The following is a 23,047-nucleotide window of genomic DNA, read 5'->3' on the forward strand; positions in this document are numbered from 1 at the left end:
ACCATCATGCCATAACATCTTGAATCCATAGGATGTGAAGGAACAGAAGGTTACAACAAGAAAAACGACGCAAATTGCGTCGCTTTTGTGAAGTCACATTCCCAATGGGAGGGAAATCTCCCATTGAGGGGTCACTTATAGTCTTCTTTTCGAAGGTCATATTGCTTCATTTTCTCGAAAATCGTTCTCCGGTCCAAGCCAGCATGCTCTGCGGTTTTGCTGACACTGCCTCCAAAGCGGCCCAGCAAGGCTGCCAAATAGGCTTTCTCGATCCGTTCTGTCTCATCCTTCAAAAGGTCCTTAAGCGGCCGGTCTGTTGGCAGAGCTGTCTGTAGTTCGGTCGAAGCGATTTCTGCAAACAGAATCTCCGTAACCTCGCCGCCCTCTGCAAGCACCGCCGCTCGTTCGATAGCGTTTTGCAACTCCCGCACATTTCCCGGCCACGAGTGTTCCAGAAGTTTTCGCCACGCGGCAGACGCAAACTTAATTTCGGGTTTTCCGATTCGTTCGCCTGCCTGTGACAGAAAATGTGCTGCAAGCAACTCGATATCATCCCTCCGCGCACGGAGTGGCGGAATCGAAATCGGCACGACGTTCAGACGGTAATACAAGTCCTCACGAAATTTTCCGGCCTTTACACGCTCAACCAAGTTTCGGTTCGTTGCGGTGATAAGTCTGACGTCCACCTGAATCGTTTGTGAACCGCCGACACGTTCGAACTTTTTTTCCTGCACGACGTCCAAGAGCTTCGTTTGCAGCTCGGGAGTGAGCTCGCCTATCTCATCGAGAAACAACGTTCCTGAATCCGCAAGTTCAAATCTTCCGATGCGCCGCTCAATTGCTCCCGTAAACGCGCCTTTCTCGTGACCGAAGAGTTCGCTTTCGAGGAGAGTCGGCGTCAGCGCCGCGCAGTTTACGCTCACGTACGGTTTTTTTGCGCGCGCCGAGTTTGCATGAATAGCCTGCGCGAGCAGACCCTTTCCCGTTCCCGTTTCGCCCAAGACCAGAACCGTAATGTCGCTTGACGCCACTTTGTTCGCGAGAGCGAATACGTCTTCCATCGCTCTGCTCCGCCCGAGCATGCCGGAAAATCCCGTGCGCGTCAGAAGCTGATCTTGGAGTATTTCAAACTCTTTGCGTTGGCGTTCTTGCTCAACTGCGCGCATCAAACGCAGGCGCAATTCGTCCGAGTCAAACGGTTTTGTCACGTAATCCACGGCGCCCGCTTTCATTGCGGCGATTGCCGAGTCAATCGATCCGTGCCCTGTGACCATGATGACCGGCACATGCGGGTCGATCTCAATTAGTTTCGGCAGCAGTTCAAGCCCGCTCATACCCTGCATGACCAAGTCGCACAAGACCGCATCAAAACGGATTTCCGCAAAGCGTGCCAAGGCCGCTTCGCCGGACGCTGCGGTTTCAATGATACAGAAATCGTTCTCGAGCAGTTTGGACGTTGATTTGCGGAAAGCCAAATCGTCGTCCACAAGCAGTATTCGCGTCGTGCTCATACCAACTCGCCTTCTTCGACGGAAATATGGGCAGGCTTGAGTGGTAGTTTGACGCTAAAAGTTGAGCCTTCACCCGGAACGGAATTCACGTCGACGAAGCCGCCGTGCAAACGAATGATCTTGTAGCAAACGAATAAACCCAATCCCACGCCGGCGACTTCTGATTTGGTCGTGAAAAATGCGTCAAAGATTTTGTCCCGCGTGGCCTCGTCCATTCCGATTCCCGTGTCACTTACTTCCATGACGACTTGCTCTTCTTCCGCATGGGTTCTGACGGTGATTGTGCCTCCACCGGGCATGGCATCCACAGAGTTCAGAATCAAGTTAAGCAGCACTTGCTTAATCTGATCCGCGTCACCCCACATGGCAGGGAGGGAGCTGTCAAGTTCCAAGATGGATTTGACTCCTTTGGAATCAAGCTGCGGCGTAGACACCTTCAAGACGGACTCTACGACCGCGTTGAGGTTCATCTGCCTGAACTCTTCCTTGGCCGGTCTGTGAAAGTCAAGCAATTGTCTGGTCAGTTTCGCCATGCGCCCGACTTCATCTCTAATTAGATGCACATACTCTTGAGCTTCGTCTTTAGCAATTGTCGGACGGCCTAAGACTTCGACGCAGTTTTGAATATTACAAATCGGATTGTTAAGCTCATGTGAAAGCTGTGCCGAAAGTCTTCCTACGGTACTTAGTTTCTCGGATTGGATGAGTTGCCGCTGGGTCTGCCTAAGTTCTTTCATCTGTTCCGACAGCCGTTTGTTCAAGAACTCCAACTGCTTCTGCCGTTCGTGCAGCTTTTCACGCATCGCACCGAACCGCTTCGTTAGACTGCCGATTTCGTCGTGGCCTCCGCCGAGCAGGACTGTATCCGCTTCGCCGCGCTCAAGTGCCGCCGCGGCGCTGTTCAACGCGCGCACCCGTCCGACCAACTTGGCGACGCCAAATCCAGCGATTACCGTCATCAGTAATAAGATCACTCCGGCAAGCACGCCGACGCTGAGTTTGATATCTTTTAGAATGGCAAGTTCCGGTTCCAAGTCCCGCACGAGCAGCACGCACAAATCCGGCGAAGGTCCGTCCGGCAATCCTTCACACATCACCAGCATGTCTTGATCGGCAATCTTCATCTCGAGTGGATGCATCATCGCCGACATGTCCCACGGCATCGAAGATCCAATTGGATTGATCAACGTTGAATCTACACTGACGAAGAGGAACTTGTTACCTGTGTAGACGGCCATGCGGCTGCGCGTAATCTCTGAAAGTCCCCACAGCCAGCGCGTATCCAACCGCTTGCCGACGTAAACCCGTTTGCCCGAATGATCCGGAAGTTCCGCCGACGCAATCTGGTACAAGTACATATCGTCATACTGAAACCTCAGACCCATCAGTTTGAACAGCTCGGAATCGCTAGGTGTCTCTTCGCCGCGGATAACACTTGTCACGACGTGTCCGGTGCTGTCTTCAATTTGCAGCAGGTCAAGCATCGCCATGTCAAGATAGTGTTTTCCCCAATGCGTCGCGCTGTCCGGAGATTCGTGCATGTCCATCATCGAAATATACTCAGCTTGATTGATGGCAACGGCGTGCAAGAATTCCTCTTGTTGGTCAAGGAGCTGCCGCACGACTCGCTGGCTGGTCATGAGCTCGTCGCCGACCGTGCCGCGGACGCGTGACGTCACGACGCGCTGAAACACGAACAGGCTCACGGCGGTCAAAACTGCGCCGGCCACGAGTGTCCAGAGTGTTGCTCGCAGAAATAGTGGGGATTTCAGCATCGGAATTCTCCTGAAAAGAAAACGGGCCAACAGTGTGGCCCGAGCAAACAAACGTAATAAAACTCGCAGAAAACTCCGCGCATCGCCCTAACGGACTTCGCGGTGCAACGTCATCTTGCGCAGGTTCTTGTTGTATTTCATCAATTCCAGACGATCCGGCGTATTCTTGCGGTTCTTCATCGTGTTGTAACGGCTCGGAGTCAAACCCTTGGCGCGCGCCTCAGTGCACTCGAGTATCACGATGATGCGTCCTTCTTTGGTCTTTTTCGCCATGATTCTGCTCCTTAGCCTTCGTGGTGTTCGTGCTTATGCAGCGCCGCGTGCAATTCAAGCTGCTTGCGCCATTCGGCGGGCAAACCGTTCTTCGTCAGGGTCTTCAGACCGCGTGCGGAAACTCGGACGCGGATCCATGTTCCCGTCGCTTCGTCGAAGAAGCGCTTGGTGCGCAGGTTCGGGTACTGCCACTTACGCGTCTTATTGTTCGCGTGGCTGACGTTGTGCGCCTTGTGACGGCCGCGGCCGGTTATCGGACAAGTACGTGACATGATCTTCTCTGGTTAGCGAGCGGGGTGCTCGGTTTCTTAGAACGCTTCGGCTTCCTGAACGAACGGCAACAGGGCGATGTGGCGCGCGCGCTTAATAGCGAGCGTCATCAGGCGCTGTTGTTGACGGTCGAGACGGGTCAAGCGGCGCGGAAGGATCCGGCCGTTGGCGCCAATGAAGCGTTGCAGCAGCTTGGTGTCTTTGTAGTCGATATGCTTGATCCCGTGTTCTTCGAGATAGGAGGGCTTGCGGGCCATTCCGGTCCGGATACGGGTTGCGCTGTTGCTGCGTTGACGGGGTTTCTGAAAAGCCATAGGGGGTCTCAAAAATGAAAATTGCGCCGGGTTCGGCGTAAGCCTCAAAATATAAGAGAAGGGATTTGGAATGTCAAGGCAAATTTCGGTCTATTTTGCGCCTTTGGAGGCAGTCATAAGTTAGAAAAAAGCAGCACAAAGGTTGAACATATGAATAAAATTGCATATCTTCGAGAGGCATTTATGTTATCTAACTGTTAGCAAGAGGTCTGCTCAGATGTTTAGCAATCCGCTATTCCTCAGTTTCTTACGATTTCACAACGTGCAATCAACAGAAATAGCTCAGCTTAGGAACTCCTCATTGCTATCTCATTGTTTTTGCTCTTTTCGCGTTTGAAATTGATGAATTTTAGGGAATTGTGATGTGGAAAACATTTCGGAAAACAATGTTAAGTCTATTGACAGAGCGCCAGTCCTGTTATATATTACGGCCCCAACGATGCACCACCAGATATTGTGGTTTTGATGAGCGCGGCGCATACATGCGGTATGATGATGTGGATAGAGAGGCTTGCATATATGGTACAGGGACGTGGTTGCTTAATGGATGACAGGGAAGATAGAACCTTTTGGAGTACCAGGAGCCGCTTTGAAATTCACACGTTTTTATACTCGTGAAGGTCAGGATGTCTATGCGGACATTCGCTTCACGCCTTGGGCGTCCAAGCTGACGTCGCCCGAGGGCAAAGTCCTGTTCGAGGCCAAAGAGATCTTCGCCCCCGAGGGCTGGTCGCAGGTGGCTGTTGATGTGCTCGCCCAGAAATATCTGCGCAAGGCGGGCGTACCAATGGCTTCCCGGCCGGTTTGGGAAGAAGGTGTCCCGGAATGGCTGCTCAGGCACGAACCTGACTGGTCCATTTTGGACAAGATGCCGGAAACTTCCCGTTTCGGAGGCGAACGCGATGCCCGGCAGGTGTTCCGCCGTTTGTCCGGTTGCTGGACGTACTGGGGCTGGAAGGCCGGCTACTTCGACGGTGAGCACGACGCTCACATTTTCTTCGATGAGCTGCAGTACATGCTGGCGGCTCAAATTTGTGCGCCCAATAGTCCGCAGTGGTTTAACACCGGGCTCCATTGGGCGTATTCTATTGAAGGACATGCGCAGGGCCACTACTTCGTGAATCCCAAGACAGGGGAATTGGAGCGTTCCCAGAGCGCCTACGCTCGTCCTCAGCCGCACGCTTGTTTCATCCAGTCCGTCGACGACGATCTGGTCAACGAAGGCGGCATCATGGATCTGTGGGTTCGTGAAGCCAGACTCTTCAAGTACGGCTCGGGCACGGGCACGAATTTCTCGAAAATTCGCGGCGACGAAGAAGGTCTTTCGGGCGGCGGAGTCTCGAGCGGCCTGATGAGTTTTCTCAAGATCGGCGACCGTGCGGCAGGAGCGATCAAGTCAGGCGGCACGACACGTCGGGCGGCCAAGATGGTCTGCTTGGACGCCGATCACCCGGATATCGAAGAGTTCGTTCAATGGAAGGTCGTGGAAGAACAGAAAGTCGCCGCGTTGGTCGCAGGCTCCAAAGTTTGCGAGTCGCGTCTCAATGAAATTTTGAAGGCCTCACACGATCAGACTGTTCCAACCGATTCACGTCTAAATCCGAAGTTCAATTCCCGCTTGCGCACTGCGATTTTGCGCGCCAGAAAAGATTTTATCCCCGACCCGTATATTCATCGTACTCTGCAATTCGCGTCTCAAGGCTACACCGAGATGCGTATCGACACCTACGACACGGACTGGAACAACGCCGCTTATCAAACGGTGAGCGGACAAAATTCCAACAACTCCGTGCGTTTGAACAACAAGTTCATGAAGGCGGTCGAACGCGACGAGAAATGGGAACTCAAAGCTCGCACCGATGGCCGTGTCACGAAGACCATGCGTGCGCACGATCTCTGGAACGAAATTGCAGAAGCCGCATGGGCCAGCGCCGATCCGGGAATTCAATACGACACGACGATCAACGAGTGGAACACCTGTCCGCTCGACGGCCGGATTGAAGCCAGCAACCCGTGTTCCGAGTACATGTTCCTCGACGACACGGCGTGCAATTTGGCGAGTTTGAATCTGACTAAGTTTTTGAACACGTCTGAAGGGAAGTTTGACGTAGACTCATACCGTCATGCCATTCGAACGTGGACTGTCGTGCTCGATATTTCCGTTGAGATGGCACAGTTCCCATCGCAAAACATCGCTCGTCGCTCGTATGAATATCGCACGCTTGGTTTGGGCTACGCCAATCTTGGCACGCTTGCGATGGTGATGGGCATGGGCTATGACAGCCCCGAGGCCCGTGCGTGGTGCGGGGCGTTGACGGCGATCTTGACCGGCGAATCGTATCGAACGTCCGGTGAAATGGCCGCCAAACTTGGATCGTTTCCGGCGTATATGCGCAACCACGAACCGATGCTTCGTGTGATTCGTAACCACCGCCGCGCGGCTTATGGCGGCACGTTAGACGGCTATGAAGGGTTGACGGTATTGCCGCAGCCGCTTGATGTCGCTCATTGTCCGAGTGAACTGGCCGATGCCGCGCGTGACGTGTGGGACGAAGCGCTTGCCCTTGGCGTTCAGAACGGTTACCGCAATGCGCAAGCAACGGTGATTGCGCCCACCGGTACGATCGGCCTGGTCATGGATTGCGACACGACGGGAATAGAACCGGATTACGCGCTCGTCAAGTACAAAAAACTCGCCGGCGGCGGCTACTTCCGTATTATCAACAGCAGCGTGCCGATTGCGCTCGAAAATTTGGGGTACGGCGAAGCTCAAATCCGTCAGATCACACAGTACGTTTCCGGCACGAGCAAACTGGAAGGCGCGCCGCACATTAACAGGGAAACTCTGCGGGCTAAAGGTCTGCCCGAAGAAGCTCTCGACAAAATCGACGCGCAACTTAAGGGCGCTTTCAGCATTAATTTCGCGGTTACTCCGTGGGTGATCGGTGCGGACGTCGTGCGCGATCGTCTGAAAATCACGGACGCGAATTTGCGCGAAGCAGGCGGCGACTTGTTGACTGCGCTGGATTTTTCCAAAGAGCAGATTCGTTTGGCAAACGATTTCATCTGCGGCCGCATGACCATTGAAGGCGCACCGCATCTGAAATCCGAGCATCTGCCCGTTTTTGATTGCGCCAATCAGTGCGGTGCCTATGGACAGCGCTACATTCAGCCGCTCGCGCACTTGAAGATGATGGCGTCCGCGCAGCCGTTCATCAGCGGAGCAATCTCCAAAACCATCAATCTTCCGCGTCACGCGTCGGTCGAGAAGATTAAGGACGCCTACTACCAGAGCTGGCGCATGATGTTGAAAGCGGTCGCGCTCTATCGCGACGGCTCAAAACTTTCTCAGCCCTTGAATTCCACGTCGGACGATTTCGGCATTGCATCGCTCGGTCTTGAAGAGGGCGCGCAGGAAACCGACGCCGTCAGCTCTGCCGTCGAAAAAATCATCTACGAAACGCGCCGTCGCAGATTGCCTGACCGTCGTCGCGGCTATACGCAAAAGGCGCGCATCGGCGGGCACAAGATTTATTTGCGGACCGGTGACTACAATGACGGTTCGCTCGGCGAAATCTTCCTCGATATGCACAAGGAAGGCGCGTCCTTCCGCAGCTTGATGAACTGTTTCGCGATTGCCGTAAGTTTGGGCTTGCAGCACGGCGTGCCGCTGGATGAATACGTGGACGCGTTCGTGTTCACGCGTTTCGACCCCAACGGTCCCGTTGGCGGCAACGATCATATCAAATACGCAACCTCGGTCATTGACTATGTGTTCCGTGAATTGGCGATCACTTATTTGGATCGCCACGATCTCGCGCACGTCGTCGATGCCCATTCCGAAACCTCGCGCAGTGACGCCATCAACGGCGGCAAAAACCACGACGGGGAAGCCGCCGTTATTCCGATCGCCCATGACACCATTGAGGAGAAGGCCGACCGTGAAGAAGACACCCTCTCGCCGCAGGCGCATGCACCTGCTTCTGCTGCTCCAGTTGCAGAAGTTCACACGGAAATCGAAACACCTCAAGCAACGTACGCCGAAGCCACTTACACCAACGGCAACGGAAACGGAAACGCCAAAGCAAAACTAAGAGAAATCGCCCGCATTCAAGGCTACGAAGGAGACGCCTGTTCCGAATGCGGCAGCTTCACCATGGTCCGCAACGGGACGTGCCTGAAGTGCGCGACCTGCGGCGGCACCAGTGGCTGCAGCTAAGTCTTAACAAACACTGAATGAAAAACGGGCGACCGCAAGGCCGCCCGTTTTCTTTTTAGTCTTAGGTCACATTACGGATTCTGCAAGACCGGTTCGTCGTGAACGTCACTGCCTTCTCCGGCGAGGTGGCGGCTCTTTGCGCCAACCAGATCGTGTGCGTCTTCCAAAATGAGATACATCGCGGGCAGCACAATCAGCGTAATCAAGAACCCGCTGAACATCACGCCGAATCCCAAACTGATCGCCATCGGCACAAGAAACTGCGCCTGTACCGACTTTTCAAGAATGAGCGGCACCAGTCCGAAAAACGTCGTCGTCGAAGTTAACATAATTGCGCGGAATCGCCGCACGCCCGACTGCAAAATTGCTTCACGCACAGGCAATCCGCCGTCTCGCGCACGGTTGATGAAGTCGATCATCACAATTCCTCCGTTCACGACGACGCCAGTCAGTGCGACGAATCCGAACATCGACATCAGGCTCATGTTGAAGCCGAACAACATATGTCCAAAAATCGCTCCGACAAACCCAAACGGAATGACGCTCATGATTACGAGCGGCTGCGTGAAACTTCGCAGCGGAATTGCGATCAGGCCGAAGATCAGGAAAAGAGCGAACACGAAACCGGTCGCAAGACTCTGCAAAGATTCCTGACGGTCTCTCGATTGACCTTCGTAGTCGTACTGCAAACCCGGATAGTCGGACCTTAACTGCGCGAGGATTCCCGACTCAAGCGCGGCGGTGATTTCGCTTGCGTTGGCAGCTTTCGGGTCCACGGACGCATTCACGACAACGACTCGTTTCTGATCCGTGCGTGTAATTCCACTGTAGCCGATAGCGTCAATCACTTTCGCGGCGGAATGGAACGGAATCTCTCCGCCGCTTCGGGTGCGAATCAGCATGTTGTCGACGTTCGCCAGCGAACGTCGCTCGTCCTTCGGATATCGCACCATTACCTTGACTTCATCGCGTCCGCGCTGCAAGCGCAGCGCCTCTGCTCCGTAAAAAGCCGAACGCACCTGCGTAGCCAAATCACTCTCTGTAATGCCAAGCGTGCGCGCGTCCGGTTTGAGCGTCAATTGCAACTCACGTTTGCCTTCGAGATGACTGTCGGAAATATCATAGACGCCGTCGTACGTGTCAAGTTTCTCTTTGAGACGGTCCACAGCGGCAAGAAGTTGACCAAAATTATCGCTCGAGAGTTCGATTCCGATATCCGCGCCCTGTGACATAAGGCTCGCGTTAAACTGGATCTGCTCGACGCCGGGAATCTCGCCGACCTCCTTGCGCCACAAATTCACGATATCCGGAGTCCGCATGCTGCGGAATTCAGGTTGCACAAGCAGAACCCGCAATTGCCCGAGGTTTGAACCGATGTTTTCTCGTACACCTTGCGGTCCGCCTTCAAAAACCTGAAATCCCGTCGCGATGAACATGTGCTCGAGATTTGATTTTCCGTCTTCCTGATTGCCGTTCGACTCTTCGATCGCATGCAGCCCCGCTTGCCGAACTTGCTCCGTCACTTTTCGAGTCTCTTCAATCGGAGTTCCCGGCGGCATAGTCACTTGCACGTTGATGATGTCCGCGTCAATCGACGGTAAGAACTCGAACTTGATTAAGCCTCCGCCGATGATTCCGACCGTTGCTAACAACAGAGCGGTCGCCAGCGCGAAGGTCACGTAGCGGTGCTTGGTCGCCGCCGCCAGAGTGGGGGAGTAGACCTTATCGATAAATGTTTGCAGCCAGTCGTCAAAGTGATGGCGAACGCGTTCAATCTTCTTCCAAATCGGCGCTTGACTCTGGCTGAGTTTGCCGGACAAATGCGCGGGCATCACGAAAAACGCTTCAATCATCGAGATGAGAAGCACGGATATCACGATGGCGGGAATCACAAACATGAACTTGCCCATCGTACCTGAAACGAACATCAACGGCGAAAACGCGGCGACCGTGGTGAGCACCGAAAATGTGACAGGTCCGGCGACTTCCGACGCTCCGTCGATAGAGGCCTGAAAGTAGGACTTGCCCATCAACCTGTGCTGAAAAATGTTCTCACCTACGACAATGGCGTCGTCAACTACCATACCCAAAACGAGAATAAATGCGAACAGCGACAACATGTTGATCGATACGTCCCACGCAGGCATCAGCATCAGCGCGCCAAGAAAGGAAGCGGGAATACCCATCGACACCCAGAATGCCAACCGCAACTCGAGGAACATCGCCAAAATCAGCACGACAAGAATCAATCCCATGATACCGTTGCGCTGCAGAAGATCCATGCGCTGTTGGAAAATCACGGACCAATCCTGCCACACGTCTACATGTATGGATGGCGGCAGTTGCGCGCGGTACGTTTCCATAAAGTCGCGCACGGCCTTTGCGACAACCGTCGGTTTTTGCTTGCCGACTCTGAAAACTTTGATCATCGCGGCAGGCTTACCGTCGAAAAATGCCTGTTGATCTGTTTCCTCAAAGTTGTCGTCAATTGTCGCAATCTGATCCAGCGTAACTTCGCTGCCGTCCGGCCGCGTCAGAACGACGACTTTTGAAAACTCATTTCCGGTGTATTTCTTCTCCGTCGTGCGCAAAAGGACTTCGCCGCCGGATGTTTTGACCGTGCCGCCGGGCAAATCCAACGAAGCGCGGCGGACAATGCCCGCAACGTCGTTGAGCGTCAGGTTATATTCGCGCAGCGTCTGTTCGGAGACTTCAACCGAAATCTCGTAGGGCTTGACCGCCGCGAGCTCGACTTGCGAGATTTCAGGCTCCGAGAGCAACTCGTCGCGAATTCTTTCCGCTTGTTGCCTCAAGGCAAGCTCGCTCGCGTCACCGTAAATCATCAGTGAAATCGCTTCACGGCGGTTCGTCATTTTGCTGACGACCGGCTCTTCGGCCTGTTCGGGAAAGGTCGTGATACGGTCCACTTCCGATTTAATGTCGTTCAGCGCAATATCCGGGTCCGCGCCTTCGATCAGCTCAATCGTCACTGTCCCGCGGCCTTCCATAGCCGAACCGCGAATCTTTTTTACATTGTCGACTCCCGAAACTGCCTGCTCTATCGGCCGGACAATTCCATCTTCAACTTCAATCGGACCGGCACCCGGAAATGTCACGGCGACTTGAATCTGGTCAAGTTCCACTTCCGGAAAAACCTCCTGTTTGATCGTCGGCGCGAGCAAAAAGCCACCGACGATAAACATGAGCAACAGCATGTTCGCCGCGACGTGATTGCCGGCCATCCATTTGATCCAAGAGTTCATTCGCGAGCACCTCCCTCCGCGACGCGCACCTTAAGGCCGTTGGCCGCTCCGGATATCGGGGACGTAACAATCTGGTCACCGGCATTCAGGCCTTCTGTAACGTAGACGTAGTCGCGCGTGCGCAGCGGCATGACCACGTCGCGGATCTCCAAAGTATTTTGAGGAGTCGCAATCCAAACGACATCGCCGCTGCGGATTGACCCGCGCGGTAATCTAACTGCGTTCTGAATCATTTTGCCAGTGAACTCAACGTCGACAAAACTGCCGACGGCAAGTTCGGGGCCGCCGTCATCTCGCGGTGCGTAAGGATTCTCGACTTCAACAATCGCGCGGGCAAGCCTCCCGACGCTGTCGAGCGCTCCCACCCAACGTACCGCTTCGCCTTCCCACGAATAGTTTTTTCCGGCGACGTTCATTGTAACAATCGCCTTTGAACCGGGAATATCGAGCCACATCAGCTCGTCGAGCGGCAATCCGACTTCGATCTCCGCAACGTCCGTGGAGTAGAGCACACCCACCGGCATTCCCGGCGAAACGGTCTGTCCGATGTCCACGGATTCTCGTCGAACGCGGCCGTTGAAGGGCGCGCGGACTTGCGTTCTTTCCAAAGCGAGTTCCGCTTGGCGCAGAGACGCATTCGCCGACGCCGAATTCGATTCAGCTTGCCGCAACTGCGGTTCGCGCAGAACGAGCGAAGAAGGATCGTCACTATTCGATTTGCTCTCGGACATTCTTTGCCATTCCCGTTTCGCAACATCGGCTTGTGCTTGTTCAATGGAAAGTTGATAGTCTGCCTGCGCGACACGGGCTTTCGCCTGTTCAACCGCGAGCTCGTAATCGATAGACTCGATTCGAAACAGCACGTCGGCTTTCTTGAACGAGCCGCCTGCGGCGCACTGGTCGCTGATCCAATCGACCTTTCCTCCAACCTGCGGCGCCAGCGCGACTTCGTGTTTGGCGCGTACAGTTCCCGTTCCGTAAATTGTAGCACTGTGCGCCTCAGGCGAAACGTTGATAGTTTCGACGAGCACGCCGGGAAACTCGGGGATGATAGATTCAGGTTTCTTGCGACTGGCAATAAGTCCAAACATCACCAAGAAGCCGCCGACTATTATAAGCACGGGGACAAGAATACGTTTACTTTTCTTCATCGTTTCCGCTGTCATGGTTTAGCGAACCTCCGCATGTAGTTTGGGAGACGGCTCACGAGAGCGCAGCACTTCGTCGGTCCACGAACCGCCCAGCGCCGTAGCCAGATCAACTCGGTTATTAAGCAGCTCGCGGCGCGCCGAAATCAGCGAGCTTTGAGCTTGATAGTATGAATTCTGCGCAATCAAAACTTGCAGGTATCCGATGATGCCTTGCTGGTATTGTTCTTCGGCAACGCGCAGAGAGTTGCCGGCAGCCTCAGTTTGGGTTTCAAGTTGCGTGATTCGTTCCCGCATCTTATCGCCTCGCACCAGCGCATCCTCGACTTCTCGAAACGCGTTGAGAACAACTTGTTTGTAAGTCGCGGCCGATTCATAGAACGCCGCTTCGTTGCGTTGCGCTTCGCCCGCGAGCCTGCCGCCTTGAAAAATCGGAGCAGTCAAACCCGCAACGAGATTCCATAGCAGCTCCTCGGGATCGAGAGCTTTTTCAAGGTCTTTGTTTACGTTGCCCAGCGTACCCGTCAAATTGAAACTTGGCAGCAGCGCGGCGTTTGCCGAAGCCCAACGCGCGTCATTTGCCAAGAGTCTCGCGCGTGCCGCGCGAATGTCAGGTCGGCGGGCCAACAGGTCTGTGGGAATTCCCTGCCCAATATCCAATACTTTTGGGGGCAGCGCACTCGCGATACCGGAAATGTCCGACTCCGGATAACGTCCCAGGAGAACGGAAAGCAGATGTTCGGTCGTCGCTAATGTCGCGTCTACGGTTGCCTTTTGTGCTTTGGTCTGGGCGAGATTCGCTTCCGATTGATAAACGTCAAGCGAGGTGACGACGCCCAGCAAGTAACGGTGCGACACGATGTCGTACGCGCTTTGATTTGATGCGAGCGTCTGCTCCAAAAGTCGCTGCTGCTCCTTCAAATCCACAATTTGAAAGTACGTGCGCGCCACTTGCGACGTGAGCGTCAAGAGCGCTGTGCGAGTGTCGTTCTCAGAGGCCAGCAAGTCGCCAAATGCGGCCCTCCGCCGAGCCGATAATTTGCCCCACAGATCGATTTCGTATTGTGCGACCGCGCTTACGTCATAATAGTCAAGATTGATCTTGCCGATTCCTCCGAAGGCGCGCTCACCGTCTTGATAAGATCCGTTGACTGTCACAGAAGGAAAAAGCGACGCGCGCGTTGAACGGCTCAGAGCGCGAAACTGCTGCAGACGAGCCAATGAGACTTCGAGGCTCGGACTGTTCGCGATGGCTTCGTCCATCAATGTGTTGAGCGATTCGTCACCGAAATCCTTCCACCACGCTCCGTCGCGAAATGCGGTATCCAGAGACGCATTGTGATAAGTTTCCGGACTGTCAACCTTTGGTGCGTTGTGTCGTTGTACATAACCACACCCGCCAAGCCAAAGCGCCGCACCCAGCAGAGCAAGGTATTTCATTTTCATGAATGGCCTATGTTTTCTTGATATCATTCTTCTTTGCCTTTCGGACATCCCATGAAATCGATATTTGAGTATTCTGCGACGATGTCTTTGAGGAGAGCGGTGGCCGCTGCAACTCGATCTCTTCCGAATTTCTCCTCAATCTCCTTTGAATAGGATCGTGCCATGTCTTGCAGCGCCTTCGTTGTTTGATGTCCTTTGTCGGTCATCACAAGAATTTTCACTCTGCGGTCGTCCGGATGTGCTGTGCGTTCGACGAATCCAAGCTCTTCCAGCTTGTCAATATGTCGCAAGATCGCGGGATGAGAATGCTCGAGGTGGCGGGACAAATCTGCGAGGGTGTTGTGCCCTGCACTCATTTTGAGCAGGATCACCCCTTCGGCCCAATTTAGTCCCAAGACCTCGGCCCGTTCCGAAAAAACAGACCGAAAGACAAAGGCCGCACGGTTGCACCAAGCCGGAAATACATCGTCTATGACGAACTTCAATTCAGTCCTCATGAAATTAGAACACAAAATTTATGTAAGAAGTTACAAGGTACAAACGAATTAAGTCCATAGCAAGTCAAGTCAATAATCCTAAGATGTTAATTAACAAATAGTTTAAGAATACAACGTGAACGTGCCGAGGATTGTCGAGTCCTCCGAGGTCCTTCCAAATGACTGCGGTTTCCTTGACTTTAGCCGCTGGTTTTTGTTCATTTAAGGTCTATGAGAATTCTCAACTTAGCTACCTCCTGGAGTGCCTTGATCCGAATCGGATTTCTTGGCCTTTTGCTTTACGGTTGCGCTTCGACCACGCCGCCGGCCACTGAATTGACACCCCCTGAAGCTCCGGTCGACACGAACTTCGCGCGAGCGCTGTCCGCGTCATTTGACAGCGGCATTGTTGTGTGTGCGCATCCGCTGGCTGCGGCTGCTGGAAAAAAAGTACTTGCCTCCGGCGGCAACGCGATGGATGCTGCGCTTGCAGCTTTGGCAACCTTGAACGTCGTCGAACCTCACGCGAGCGGCTTGGGCGGCGGCGGCTTTGCTTTGTATTATGACGCGTCCGGCGATTCGGTGTATATGCTCGACTATCGCGAGCGCGCGCCGGCAAGAATGAAACGAGACATTTACTTCCAGCCGGACGACACGTTGAAACTCGTGCAGCGCTCCGGAGGCACATCGGTTTTGGTTCCGGGGGCCGCGGCAGGTTGGCAGCAACTGCACAGACGGTTCGGAACCCGCACAATGCCCGAACTCTTCGCCGATGCAATAGCAATTGCAGACACAGGCTACACGATTTCCGAAAAGCAAGCCGCGATCATTTTTGATCATGCTGAAGAACTGATGGAAGATTCGGCTATGTCCAGAATCTTTCTTGAAGACGGACTTCCGCCTTCGGCGGGATTCCGAATCACTCAGCCCAAACTTGGCCAACTATTGAGTTTTCTCTCCAGCACACGTTTAGAAAATTTCTACTTTCCGCCGTATTCCACTGAAGTGGCGAATGCAATTCGCGCACATGGCGGACAAGTTACCGACTCTGATCTTAACGCGTACAAGCCCGTAGAGCGCAAGCCGCTGCGGATGAAGTACCGTGACTACGACATCATCACGACGTCGCCACCTGCGGGCGGCGGATTGATCATGCTCGAAACGCTGAAACTTCTGGAAGCCTACGATATTCAGAAATTAGGTTTGCTGACGCCGGAATACATACATACTGTTTCGATGGCAATTCGTCAGGCTCGCACGGATGCCGCCGACTGGCTTGGCGATCCAGACTTTGCGCGCATACCTGTAGACACGATGCTTTCTCCGGCGTATCTTGCAGAAGTGCGTGATTCGATGTCCATGGACTCCGTGCCGAAAAGACTGACCGCGCTGGATTCAATTCGTGCGTTTGGTCCGGGGAATACGACACATCTCGTCGTCGCCGACAAAGACGGCAATTTGGTGACCTTGACGCAGTCCATCAACTACTTTTTCGGATCGGGTGTCATGGTCCCGGAATTGGGACTTTTGCTCAATAACCATTGCGCGGATTTTCAAAGCGACACGACGGGTCCGAATCCGATTGCTCCGCTGCACCGCCCAGTCTCAAGTATGGCTCCAACTATCATCCTCAAAGATGGAAATCCTGTTCTGATTATTGGAACTCCCGGTGGTCCGCGCATTCCCGCCGCTATGGTCGAAGTGATTCTGGCCGTTCTTGAGTTTGACGTTCCATTGAACGAAGCACTTGACCTGCCGCGTTTTTTCCCGGCAGGCACCTATCTCGTGTATGAAACCAGGATCCCGCAAGAGACGATGGACGCGTTAGCCGCGAAAGGGTGGAAGCCTTATCCCAACGAACCGCTCAGCAACTATTTCGGTGGAGTGCAAGCGATTCATTTCCCCAAGAACAGCCCGCAAATGGTCGGAAGCTCCGACCCTCGGCGCGATGGAGCGGCAGACGGTTACTAAGAACTCCATGATGTCGCGCGCCCTCGTCTTTCTGTTGGTTTGTTCGGTTGGACTTGTCGAACCGTTGCTTTCGTTTGCGGCAAAGAAGACAAGTGCCAATGACCACATGCTCTCTGCCGCGCAGCACATGCAAAGAGCTTCACGGCAAATCTACCTGACCAAACAGAGCCTCGGACTTGTCAACGAAAAAGACGACTTCAATCGCACGGGTTTGGTAGGAGAAGAATACACGCCGCTTACGACGACCAACGGCTATCTTCCCGCCAAAAGATCTGCAACGAATCCAGATTTTGCGGCATACTTAACCAAGTTGTTGCTCGAACAAAAGCTCTCCAAAACGGACACGGTGTTGGTAACCATGACGGGGTCGTTTCCGGGATTGAACCTCGCGTTGTTGTGCGCACTCGAAGAACTCAAAATTCCATCCTTGCGCATTGCCAGTTTGGGTTCGTCAAGTTACGGTGCGAACCAGATTGAGTTGACGTGGCTCGACATGGAAGATGTGCTCTATCGCGAGGGCCTTCTCGAACACCGCAGTGATTTTGTGACATTGGGCGGAACGGGCGACATCGGCGGAGGGTTGGAAGAAGAGACGATAGAGCTGCTTCGCCGCAAATGTGCGCGCTTAGGCTATGCGTTGATCGAATCAGGCAACAAACGCGCGCAATACGAAGAGCGACTGCAGTTGTTCGGCGATCCGAAAAACTATGCTTTGTTGATCAACGCCGGCGGAAACCATCTCATGCTGGGGACGGGGCCCGAAGGCCGGGAGCTCCCCGGTGGTTTCATCAGGCCCGGAAGCGCGGCTTGGGAGCGGGACGTTTCCGCAACGTCGGGCGGATTGGTCTTTGACTTCTTGTTCTCAGGAATTCCCGTGCTGAATCTTCTGCACGTCGAAGACCTTGCCGAAAGTGCGGGCATTCCCGTCGATCCCGCGCCGTTGCCACGTCTCGGAACCTCTCCAGTTTATCACATGGAGCACCCGTGACCGAAGGTGTAGTGCTTCTGATCATGGTCGTTGTACTGGTCGCGGGAATTTTTCTCGCGCGTATTCCGACGGGTGTCTCATTACTGCTTTCGGCAGCGGCTGGAAGTTTGGCTTCCGGCAATGGCATCGGCCTGCATTATTTGTACGAAGGCACGATGCTCTATCTCGATCCGATGTTGATCGTTGTAACGTCGCTCTTTTTCATGGCGGTCTTCGAGCGCTCGGGCGCATTGAGTACACTCAATGTGTGGGCCGTGAAAGCCTTCGGTAACAAACCGGTCCTTTTGGTTTCTTTGTTGATGTTCTTGGTGATGTTTCCCGGTATGTTCACGGGATTGACGGCGCCGTGCGTCTTGACCACGGGAGCAATGGTCGCTCCGTTGATACTTGCCGCCGGTGCTCCGCCAGCGGTGGCCGGAGCGTTTATCGCGACGGGAGCATTCTTTGGGATGGTTGCGCCGCCTGTCAACATCGCCGCGATGTTGATTGGTGCGGGCGTCGACATGCCGTATATCGGTTTCGATTTCCCGCTCTTAGTTGCGACGATTCCCCTCGCCTTGATCAGCGCGTTCTTGCTCATTGGCAAATACTTCTGGAGATTCGACGCCCGCGACGCGGCCGCACACCTTCCAGCTTCGCGCTATTCCGAACACGGCGCGAAGTTGTTCTTGCCGATCGTAGTCTTGGCTACGCTGCTGCTTGGAGAAAAATTCGCGCCGGGAATAATTCCGTACTTGGGAATCCCGATGGTCTTCGTAGTCAGTGCGGCAATCGGCTTTTTCACGGGCGACAAAGTGAAACTCTTTGATACAGCGAAATGGTCATTGTCGCAATCACTTTCTATTCTCGCGTTGCTTGCGGGCATCGGTGCGTTTATTGAAGTCCTCACACTGTCGGGCGCCCGCGGTTGGATCGTGATTAACCTTTTGTCGTTGCCGGACTGGCAGCTCTATCTCGGCATGGCAGTATTGGTTCCGCTTTTTGGCGGAGTTTCTGCCTACGGATCGAGTGTCGTGCTCGGAGTTCCGATTCTGCTTTCGCTTTTGGATCGGAACAACATTCTCGTTGCCGCTGCGCTCTCCATGCTTGCCTCCATCGGCGACTTTATGCCTCCGACGAGACTCGCTGTGTTGCTTGCCGGGCAAGTTGTCGGTGAAGCCAAAACGTCTCGAATTCTGAGATTCTGCGCGTCTCCGATTGTGCTCTCGACGATCTTGTGTATCGCTTTGATTTACTTCGCGAACGATCTCGCCAAACTGCTTGTGCTGCTCTGATATGCTTTTCTGGCTCTACTGGATACTAACTGCACTACTATCGCTTCTGACGGCGCGGGAGATGCTTCGCGTTCGCGATTGGCGCACGCAACTTTCTGCCGCGCTCGTGCTTATTCCGTTTTTGCTGCGGGTATTTATGTTGAAATGAACATGAACTACCGCGCGGTCATTTTACTCGTTCTCGTCGTCGCCTCAACTCTTTGGGTCGGTTTTGGGTTTCGCAAATCTCAGATCGACGAAGCGCTTTATCCTTCTCCGGCACTGACGAAGACGTTCAAGCTGTCGGACTATTTTGGCAGTCTCAAAGGCACGCGCGGCGACACGGACGTCTATGAGTTCCAAAGCGGACAAGACGGTGGCACTGTTTTGGTTTTGGGGGGCACACATTGCGACGAGCCGGCAAGTTATCTTGCGGCCTACATGCTGATCGAGAGGCTGCAAGTGAATCGCGGTCGAGTACTCGTTATTCCACGAGCCAACCGTTCAGCGCTGTCACACACGATGCCCGGCGAAGCCCATCCGCAACATTTTGATATTCAAACGGAGACCGGTTCGCGGCAATTTCGAATGGGCTGCCGCTATACGAATCCGCTGGATCAATGGCCCGATCCAGAAGTTTATTTGCACTATCCGTCTAATCAGGAACTTTCCGGCGCCGACAGCCGTAACTTGAATCGGTGCTATCCGGGCCGCGCGGACGGTCGCTTTACGGAGAGAATTGCCTACGCGATCACTACTTTGGTCGACCAAGAGAAAGTCGACTTGGTCATTGATTTGCACGAGGCCTCGCTCGAATATCCGGTGATCAATGCGATCGTCGCCCATGATCGTGCGATGGATTGCGCGGCGATGGCTGTTTTGGAATTGCAGATAGAAGGGTTGGAGTTTGCGCTCGAGCCGTCGCCTCCGAATTTTCACGGACTCTCGCATCGCGAATTGGGAGATCATACACCCACGGACGCGACGTTGATGGAGTCGGCGAATGTCATCCAAGGAAGGCTGCGGGGTAAGACCGACGCGAATGTAATCTTGACCGGCAAAGACCCGATGTACGTTCGCGCCGCGCAGATCGACCTAACTCGCGTGCCGTACGATGAAGCGGGAATTCCGATTGAGGTTCGCGTGGGGCGCCACATTGAAGGCGCAAAAAAACTGATCAGTTCATTCTCCGTTCTTTACGAAGATCGCGCCGTCGAAATTGACGGTCTGCCAACATATGATGAGCTTCAGACGGAAGGTGTCGGAGCTTTTCTTTCAACGCCAACGGCATCATCACAATAGAAAGGGCAACGATGAAGACGCTCTGGACAACATGCTTGGTCCTTCTGCTCGCTTCTTTCGCAATTGCAGAAGAGTTCGCCGCGCCGATATTGCTGACTTCCGGAGGGCAAAGCGCGGACGCACAAATGGTGAAAACGCTTTTGATGCGCGAGAAAATTCCCTATGACCTGAATTTGCAGGCGACGTCCAAGGACCTTGAAAACCATGCGACGGTTGTGATCGTGCTGGGCGGCTCCAGCAAGGGACTCGGTGCGGCCAAGGTAAGCGCGGAGCAGGAATCCGCTCGAATTTCGGAACTCCTCGACAAAGCGCGAGAAGAAAGTATTCCAGTCCTCGCATTACACATCGGCGGCAAGAACCGTCGCGGAGCTTTATCTGACGAGTTCAACCGCTTGGGCGCGGAAAAAGCGGATGAAGTGATCGTCGTGTCCGGCGGTGACGACGATGGAATGTTCAAATCCATCGCCAAAGAAAAGAAGACTCCTATTTTTGAAGCTGCGAAAATAGCCGATTTAGGTCCTATGCTCCGTGAAAGGTTTGTCGCACCTGAGGAGACTTCAGAGGAGTGAGCAAAAAGTGCCTGCTTTGTGTCATTCTGCTTTTCGATCTTGCCTTTGCGCAGCATCGCAGTCTGAACTATTGCTTGGACTTTGACGGAAAGAGTGCCGATGGAAGAATCGAGCGAACCGTTGGGCTGCAGTCGCTCAATGGAGCGAAGAACTACACGTTTGAAGCATGGGTTCGACCGCGAACTCAAGGCGGTGGCGGTCGCGGCAGGATACTCGATCAAGTTTCTTCAAGTTTGACGTTCTATCTTTCGGATGAGGGTCGCATTGGCTTTCGTCCAAATCGCGAGGTTGGCTGGCAGCTTTCGAATCCCAATTCAATAAAGTTTTGGGAATGGCAGCACATCGCAGTCACGTCAGACGGAAAGTACCTGCGCTTCTTTGTAAATGGAAAGCTCCTGACTGCCACGCCGAGCGACGCACCACTGGTTATTACTAAGAAGCCGATTCACGTTGGCAACGGAGTAGGGGAGGATAATTCGACGCGTGGTTTCGATGGCTGGCTCGACGACATTCGCGTCAGCAATGTCTGCCGATGGACCAAGGAGTTCACACCGTCGTTGCGAGGTGAGGACTTCCCTCCGGATTCGACGACCATGCTTTATCTCAACTTCGACGAGGGGCCTGCCTACGACACGGCGCTGGACTACACGACCTATAATGCCGAATTGAAGATCGTTTCCCCCGTACGGCGGGTCAAGGATCCGGGGTAATAAGAAAAGCTATGAAAAACAAAAAGCCCGATGCGAAAGCACCGGGCTTTTTAATGTTCTAAGAATCGATCTTATTTCATCAAGAGCATCTTGCGCGTAATGAACTGGTCGCCCATCTTCAACTGGTAGAAATAAACACCGGTTGAAATGTTCGCGGCGTTCCACTGGATGTTGTGTTGTCCGGCCGAAACGTTGCCGTTGACCAGTGTCGCGACCTTTTGGCCGGCGACGTTGAACACGGACAATTCGGCAACACCTTCATTGGGCACGGTGTATTCAATCGTGGTGGACGGGTTGAACGGATTCGGATAGTTCTGTTCGAGTGCGAACTCACGCGGAACAACCGGGGCGTCATCGGCGTCAACGGTGATATCAAACAGAGTGTCGGTCAAAACACATCCGCCAAGAATGCTGGCCGCCGAAGAGTCGCGCATGACGATGTAGCAGTCGGGATCAGGCGTGCTTTGCGGAAGAGTGCAGGTCACGTGAAGCAGACGCAGTGAATCCGGGTTTGTGAATTGGCAAAGATGTTGAAGGAAAGCGCCTCCGCAATAGAGATCAAAATAAACAAATGCCCGGCAGGCTTCACCTTGAGGCGGGGCAATGAGGTTCATGGTGATGTCGTTGCCAGAGACAGTGTAGGGATTATCGCGGTCGAAGCGGCGCAAAAATGTCCTGCCGACTCCGGTCGTCATTTCCGAAGTTTGCGAACCATTCACGGTTTCAATGCCGATCTGAACGTCGCCGTTTGCACACACGGGGATAGTAGCAGCTCTGACGCCGCTCGTCACCTGCGTATTGAAATCCCATTCTTCAGTGTCGTCATTGTAAACATAGATTGCGAATCCAGTGACATTTTCGCCGCTGTGCTGCCACGTCAAACGAACTTCCGTGCAGTACTGTTCGTCTGAAACGGTCAAATTCGTAACCTGATCCGGCGCAACACCCACCGGGCACGGTTCGCCCGTGCAGGAAAAGTCGCCGTCACCAAGAACGATGTCTTGAAGACCGTTTTGCAGTCTGAACGTGTCAGAAACCCAGCAGCACGACGGACCGCTGATCTTGATATAGTAGACAGGCTGATCGGGTTCAATCGGTGAATTTGCCAGCACGAACGGTGGATCGGATGCAAAGTTACCCGCGCGACCGCAATAGTCTTCGCCGTTAAAAGACTGGCAGGACCAATCAGCTTGACCGGGTGCAGTGCCGATCGGAACGAGTTCGTCCGACGCGTCAATTCCGTCTGCGGTGCGATCCCAGAACACGCACCACGATGTCGTACCTTGTTCAAACGAGACACGTGATCCGGCGTCACAACCGCAACCAAGTTCGTTAGGAACATCACAGTACGAAATGAACGCTGTTATTTGTGCATTTGAAAACTGAACACACGCCGCAACGCACAAAAGGACAGAGAAAAGACTTCTTTTTACCATTGGAATGGCCTCATACTATATGATTAGCAAACAATTAGCATTTGGTTTGTGACCTCTCACAAATCCCGCCCTATCCTCCCAATTGTTAGGACAGATGAATTTCCTTGCAAAATAAATAAAGGA

Annotated in this window: 17 protein-coding genes; 7 read left to right on the forward strand and 10 right to left on the reverse strand. The window is 53.7% G+C overall.

Annotated features, from left to right (window positions below; genetic code table 11):
* Positions 1-131: 131 nt before the first annotated feature.
* The 5 genes from H6507_01765 to H6507_01785 form a co-directional block, all read right to left on the reverse strand.
* Positions 132-1,511, reverse strand: a complete 1,380-nt coding sequence (locus H6507_01765; GenBank protein MCB9367828.1) for a sigma-54-dependent Fis family transcriptional regulator — start codon at positions 1,509-1,511, stop codon at positions 132-134.
* Positions 1,508-3,286, reverse strand: coding sequence for a HAMP domain-containing protein (locus H6507_01770; GenBank protein MCB9367829.1), 1,779 nt, complete (start codon positions 3,284-3,286; stop codon positions 1,508-1,510). Before H6507_01770 ends, H6507_01765 begins: the two co-directional genes overlap by 4 nt.
* A gap of 87 nt (positions 3,287-3,373) precedes the next feature.
* Positions 3,374-3,559 (reverse strand): 50S ribosomal protein L33, encoded by a 186-nt coding sequence (rpmG, locus tag H6507_01775; GenBank protein MCB9367830.1) that lies wholly within the window; start codon positions 3,557-3,559, stop codon positions 3,374-3,376.
* A gap of 11 nt (positions 3,560-3,570) precedes the next feature.
* Entirely contained in the window at positions 3,571-3,831 is a 261-nt protein-coding gene (rpmB, locus tag H6507_01780) for a 50S ribosomal protein L28 (GenBank protein ID MCB9367831.1), read from the reverse strand.
* 36 nt (positions 3,832-3,867) lie between these two features.
* Entirely contained in the window at positions 3,868-4,086 is a 219-nt protein-coding gene (locus H6507_01785) for a 30S ribosomal protein S18 (protein MCB9367832.1), read from the reverse strand.
* Positions 4,087-4,732: 646 nt separating this feature from the next.
* Here H6507_01785 and H6507_01790 point away from each other — a divergent pair.
* Complete coding sequence (locus H6507_01790; protein ID MCB9367833.1) at positions 4,733-8,362, forward strand: vitamin B12-dependent ribonucleotide reductase; 3,630 nt, start codon at positions 4,733-4,735, stop codon at positions 8,360-8,362.
* Between the two features lie 71 nt (positions 8,363-8,433).
* On the opposite strand, the gene H6507_01795 is transcribed toward H6507_01790, so the two are convergent.
* Genes H6507_01795 through H6507_01810 form a run of 4 tightly spaced genes read right to left on the reverse strand, consistent with a single transcriptional unit; the run spans position 8,434 to position 14,704 of the window.
* Positions 8,434-11,625 carry an efflux RND transporter permease subunit gene (locus H6507_01795; GenBank protein MCB9367834.1) on the reverse strand — a complete coding sequence of 1,064 codons (3,192 nt, stop codon included), beginning with the start codon at positions 11,623-11,625 and terminating at the stop codon, positions 8,434-8,436.
* Complete coding sequence (locus H6507_01800) at positions 11,622-12,776, reverse strand: efflux RND transporter periplasmic adaptor subunit (protein ID MCB9367835.1); 1,155 nt, start codon at positions 12,774-12,776, stop codon at positions 11,622-11,624. The genes H6507_01795 and H6507_01800 overlap by 4 nt, the downstream gene beginning before the upstream one ends.
* An 18-nt stretch (positions 12,777-12,794) precedes the next feature.
* Positions 12,795-14,219: an efflux transporter outer membrane subunit gene (locus H6507_01805; protein ID MCB9367836.1), complete on the reverse strand. Its 1,425-nt coding sequence runs from the start codon at positions 14,217-14,219 to the stop codon at positions 12,795-12,797.
* A 23-nt stretch (positions 14,220-14,242) separates the two neighbouring features.
* The gene (locus H6507_01810; protein ID MCB9367837.1) at positions 14,243-14,704 is read right to left on the reverse strand and encodes a MarR family transcriptional regulator; all 462 of its coding nucleotides are present in this window, start codon (positions 14,702-14,704) and stop codon (positions 14,243-14,245) included.
* A 258-nt stretch (positions 14,705-14,962) separates the two neighbouring features.
* Between H6507_01810 and ggt the strand changes: the two genes are divergently transcribed.
* The 6 genes from ggt to H6507_01840 all read left to right on the forward strand — a co-directional run bounded on the left by ggt (position 14,963) and on the right by H6507_01840 (position 21,488).
* Positions 14,963-16,666, forward strand: a complete 1,704-nt coding sequence (gene ggt / locus H6507_01815; GenBank protein MCB9367838.1) for a gamma-glutamyltransferase — start codon at positions 14,963-14,965, stop codon at positions 16,664-16,666.
* Between the two features lie 10 nt (positions 16,667-16,676).
* Complete coding sequence (gene pgsW / locus H6507_01820) at positions 16,677-17,654, forward strand: poly-gamma-glutamate system protein (protein ID MCB9367839.1); 978 nt, start codon at positions 16,677-16,679, stop codon at positions 17,652-17,654.
* Complete coding sequence (locus tag H6507_01825) at positions 17,651-18,928, forward strand: TRAP transporter large permease subunit (GenBank protein ID MCB9367840.1); 1,278 nt, start codon at positions 17,651-17,653, stop codon at positions 18,926-18,928. Before pgsW ends, H6507_01825 begins: the two co-directional genes overlap by 4 nt.
* A gap of 150 nt (positions 18,929-19,078) precedes the next feature.
* The gene (locus tag H6507_01830; GenBank protein ID MCB9367841.1) at positions 19,079-20,209 is read left to right on the forward strand and encodes a succinylglutamate desuccinylase/aspartoacylase family protein; all 1,131 of its coding nucleotides are present in this window, start codon (positions 19,079-19,081) and stop codon (positions 20,207-20,209) included.
* A gap of 11 nt (positions 20,210-20,220) precedes the next feature.
* Complete coding sequence (locus H6507_01835) at positions 20,221-20,778, forward strand: hypothetical protein (GenBank protein MCB9367842.1); 558 nt, start codon at positions 20,221-20,223, stop codon at positions 20,776-20,778.
* Positions 20,775-21,488 carry a LamG domain-containing protein gene (locus tag H6507_01840; GenBank protein ID MCB9367843.1) on the forward strand — a complete coding sequence of 238 codons (714 nt, stop codon included), beginning with the start codon at positions 20,775-20,777 and terminating at the stop codon, positions 21,486-21,488. The genes H6507_01835 and H6507_01840 overlap by 4 nt, the downstream gene beginning before the upstream one ends.
* A gap of 71 nt (positions 21,489-21,559) precedes the next feature.
* Here H6507_01840 and H6507_01845 read toward each other — a convergent pair whose 3' ends face one another.
* Complete coding sequence (locus H6507_01845) at positions 21,560-22,924, reverse strand: T9SS type A sorting domain-containing protein (protein MCB9367844.1); 1,365 nt, start codon at positions 22,922-22,924, stop codon at positions 21,560-21,562.
* Between the last annotated feature and the right edge of the window lie 123 nt (positions 22,925-23,047).

Source organism: Calditrichota bacterium (assembly GCA_020637445.1).
Lineage (GTDB): Bacteria > Electryoneota > RPQS01 > RPQS01 > RPQS01 > JABWCQ01.

Excerpts from the sequence above, each read along its gene's own strand:
- H6507_01785 (MCB9367832.1), bottom strand. The coding sequence starts at position 4,086 with ATGGCCCGCAAGCCCTCCTATCTCGAAGAACACGGGATCAAGCATATC.
- H6507_01830 (MCB9367841.1), top strand. The coding sequence starts at position 19,079 with ATGAACTACCGCGCGGTCATTTTACTCGTTCTCGTCGTCGCCTCAACT.
- H6507_01800 (MCB9367835.1), bottom strand. The coding sequence starts at position 12,776 with ATGAAGAAAAGTAAACGTATTCTTGTCCCCGTGCTTATAATAGTCGGC.
- H6507_01835 (MCB9367842.1), top strand. The coding sequence starts at position 20,221 with ATGAAGACGCTCTGGACAACATGCTTGGTCCTTCTGCTCGCTTCTTTC.
- H6507_01845 (MCB9367844.1), bottom strand. The coding sequence starts at position 22,924 with ATGGTAAAAAGAAGTCTTTTCTCTGTCCTTTTGTGCGTTGCGGCGTGT.
- pgsW (MCB9367839.1), top strand. The coding sequence starts at position 16,677 with ATGTCGCGCGCCCTCGTCTTTCTGTTGGTTTGTTCGGTTGGACTTGTC.
- H6507_01805 (MCB9367836.1), bottom strand. The coding sequence starts at position 14,219 with ATGAAAATGAAATACCTTGCTCTGCTGGGTGCGGCGCTTTGGCTTGGC.
- H6507_01770 (MCB9367829.1), bottom strand. The coding sequence starts at position 3,286 with ATGCTGAAATCCCCACTATTTCTGCGAGCAACACTCTGGACACTCGTG.
- H6507_01795 (MCB9367834.1), bottom strand. The coding sequence starts at position 11,625 with ATGAACTCTTGGATCAAATGGATGGCCGGCAATCACGTCGCGGCGAAC.
- rpmG (MCB9367830.1), bottom strand. The coding sequence starts at position 3,559 with ATGGCGAAAAAGACCAAAGAAGGACGCATCATCGTGATACTCGAGTGC.
- H6507_01765 (MCB9367828.1), bottom strand. The coding sequence starts at position 1,511 with ATGAGCACGACGCGAATACTGCTTGTGGACGACGATTTGGCTTTCCGC.
- rpmB (MCB9367831.1), bottom strand. The coding sequence starts at position 3,831 with ATGTCACGTACTTGTCCGATAACCGGCCGCGGCCGTCACAAGGCGCAC.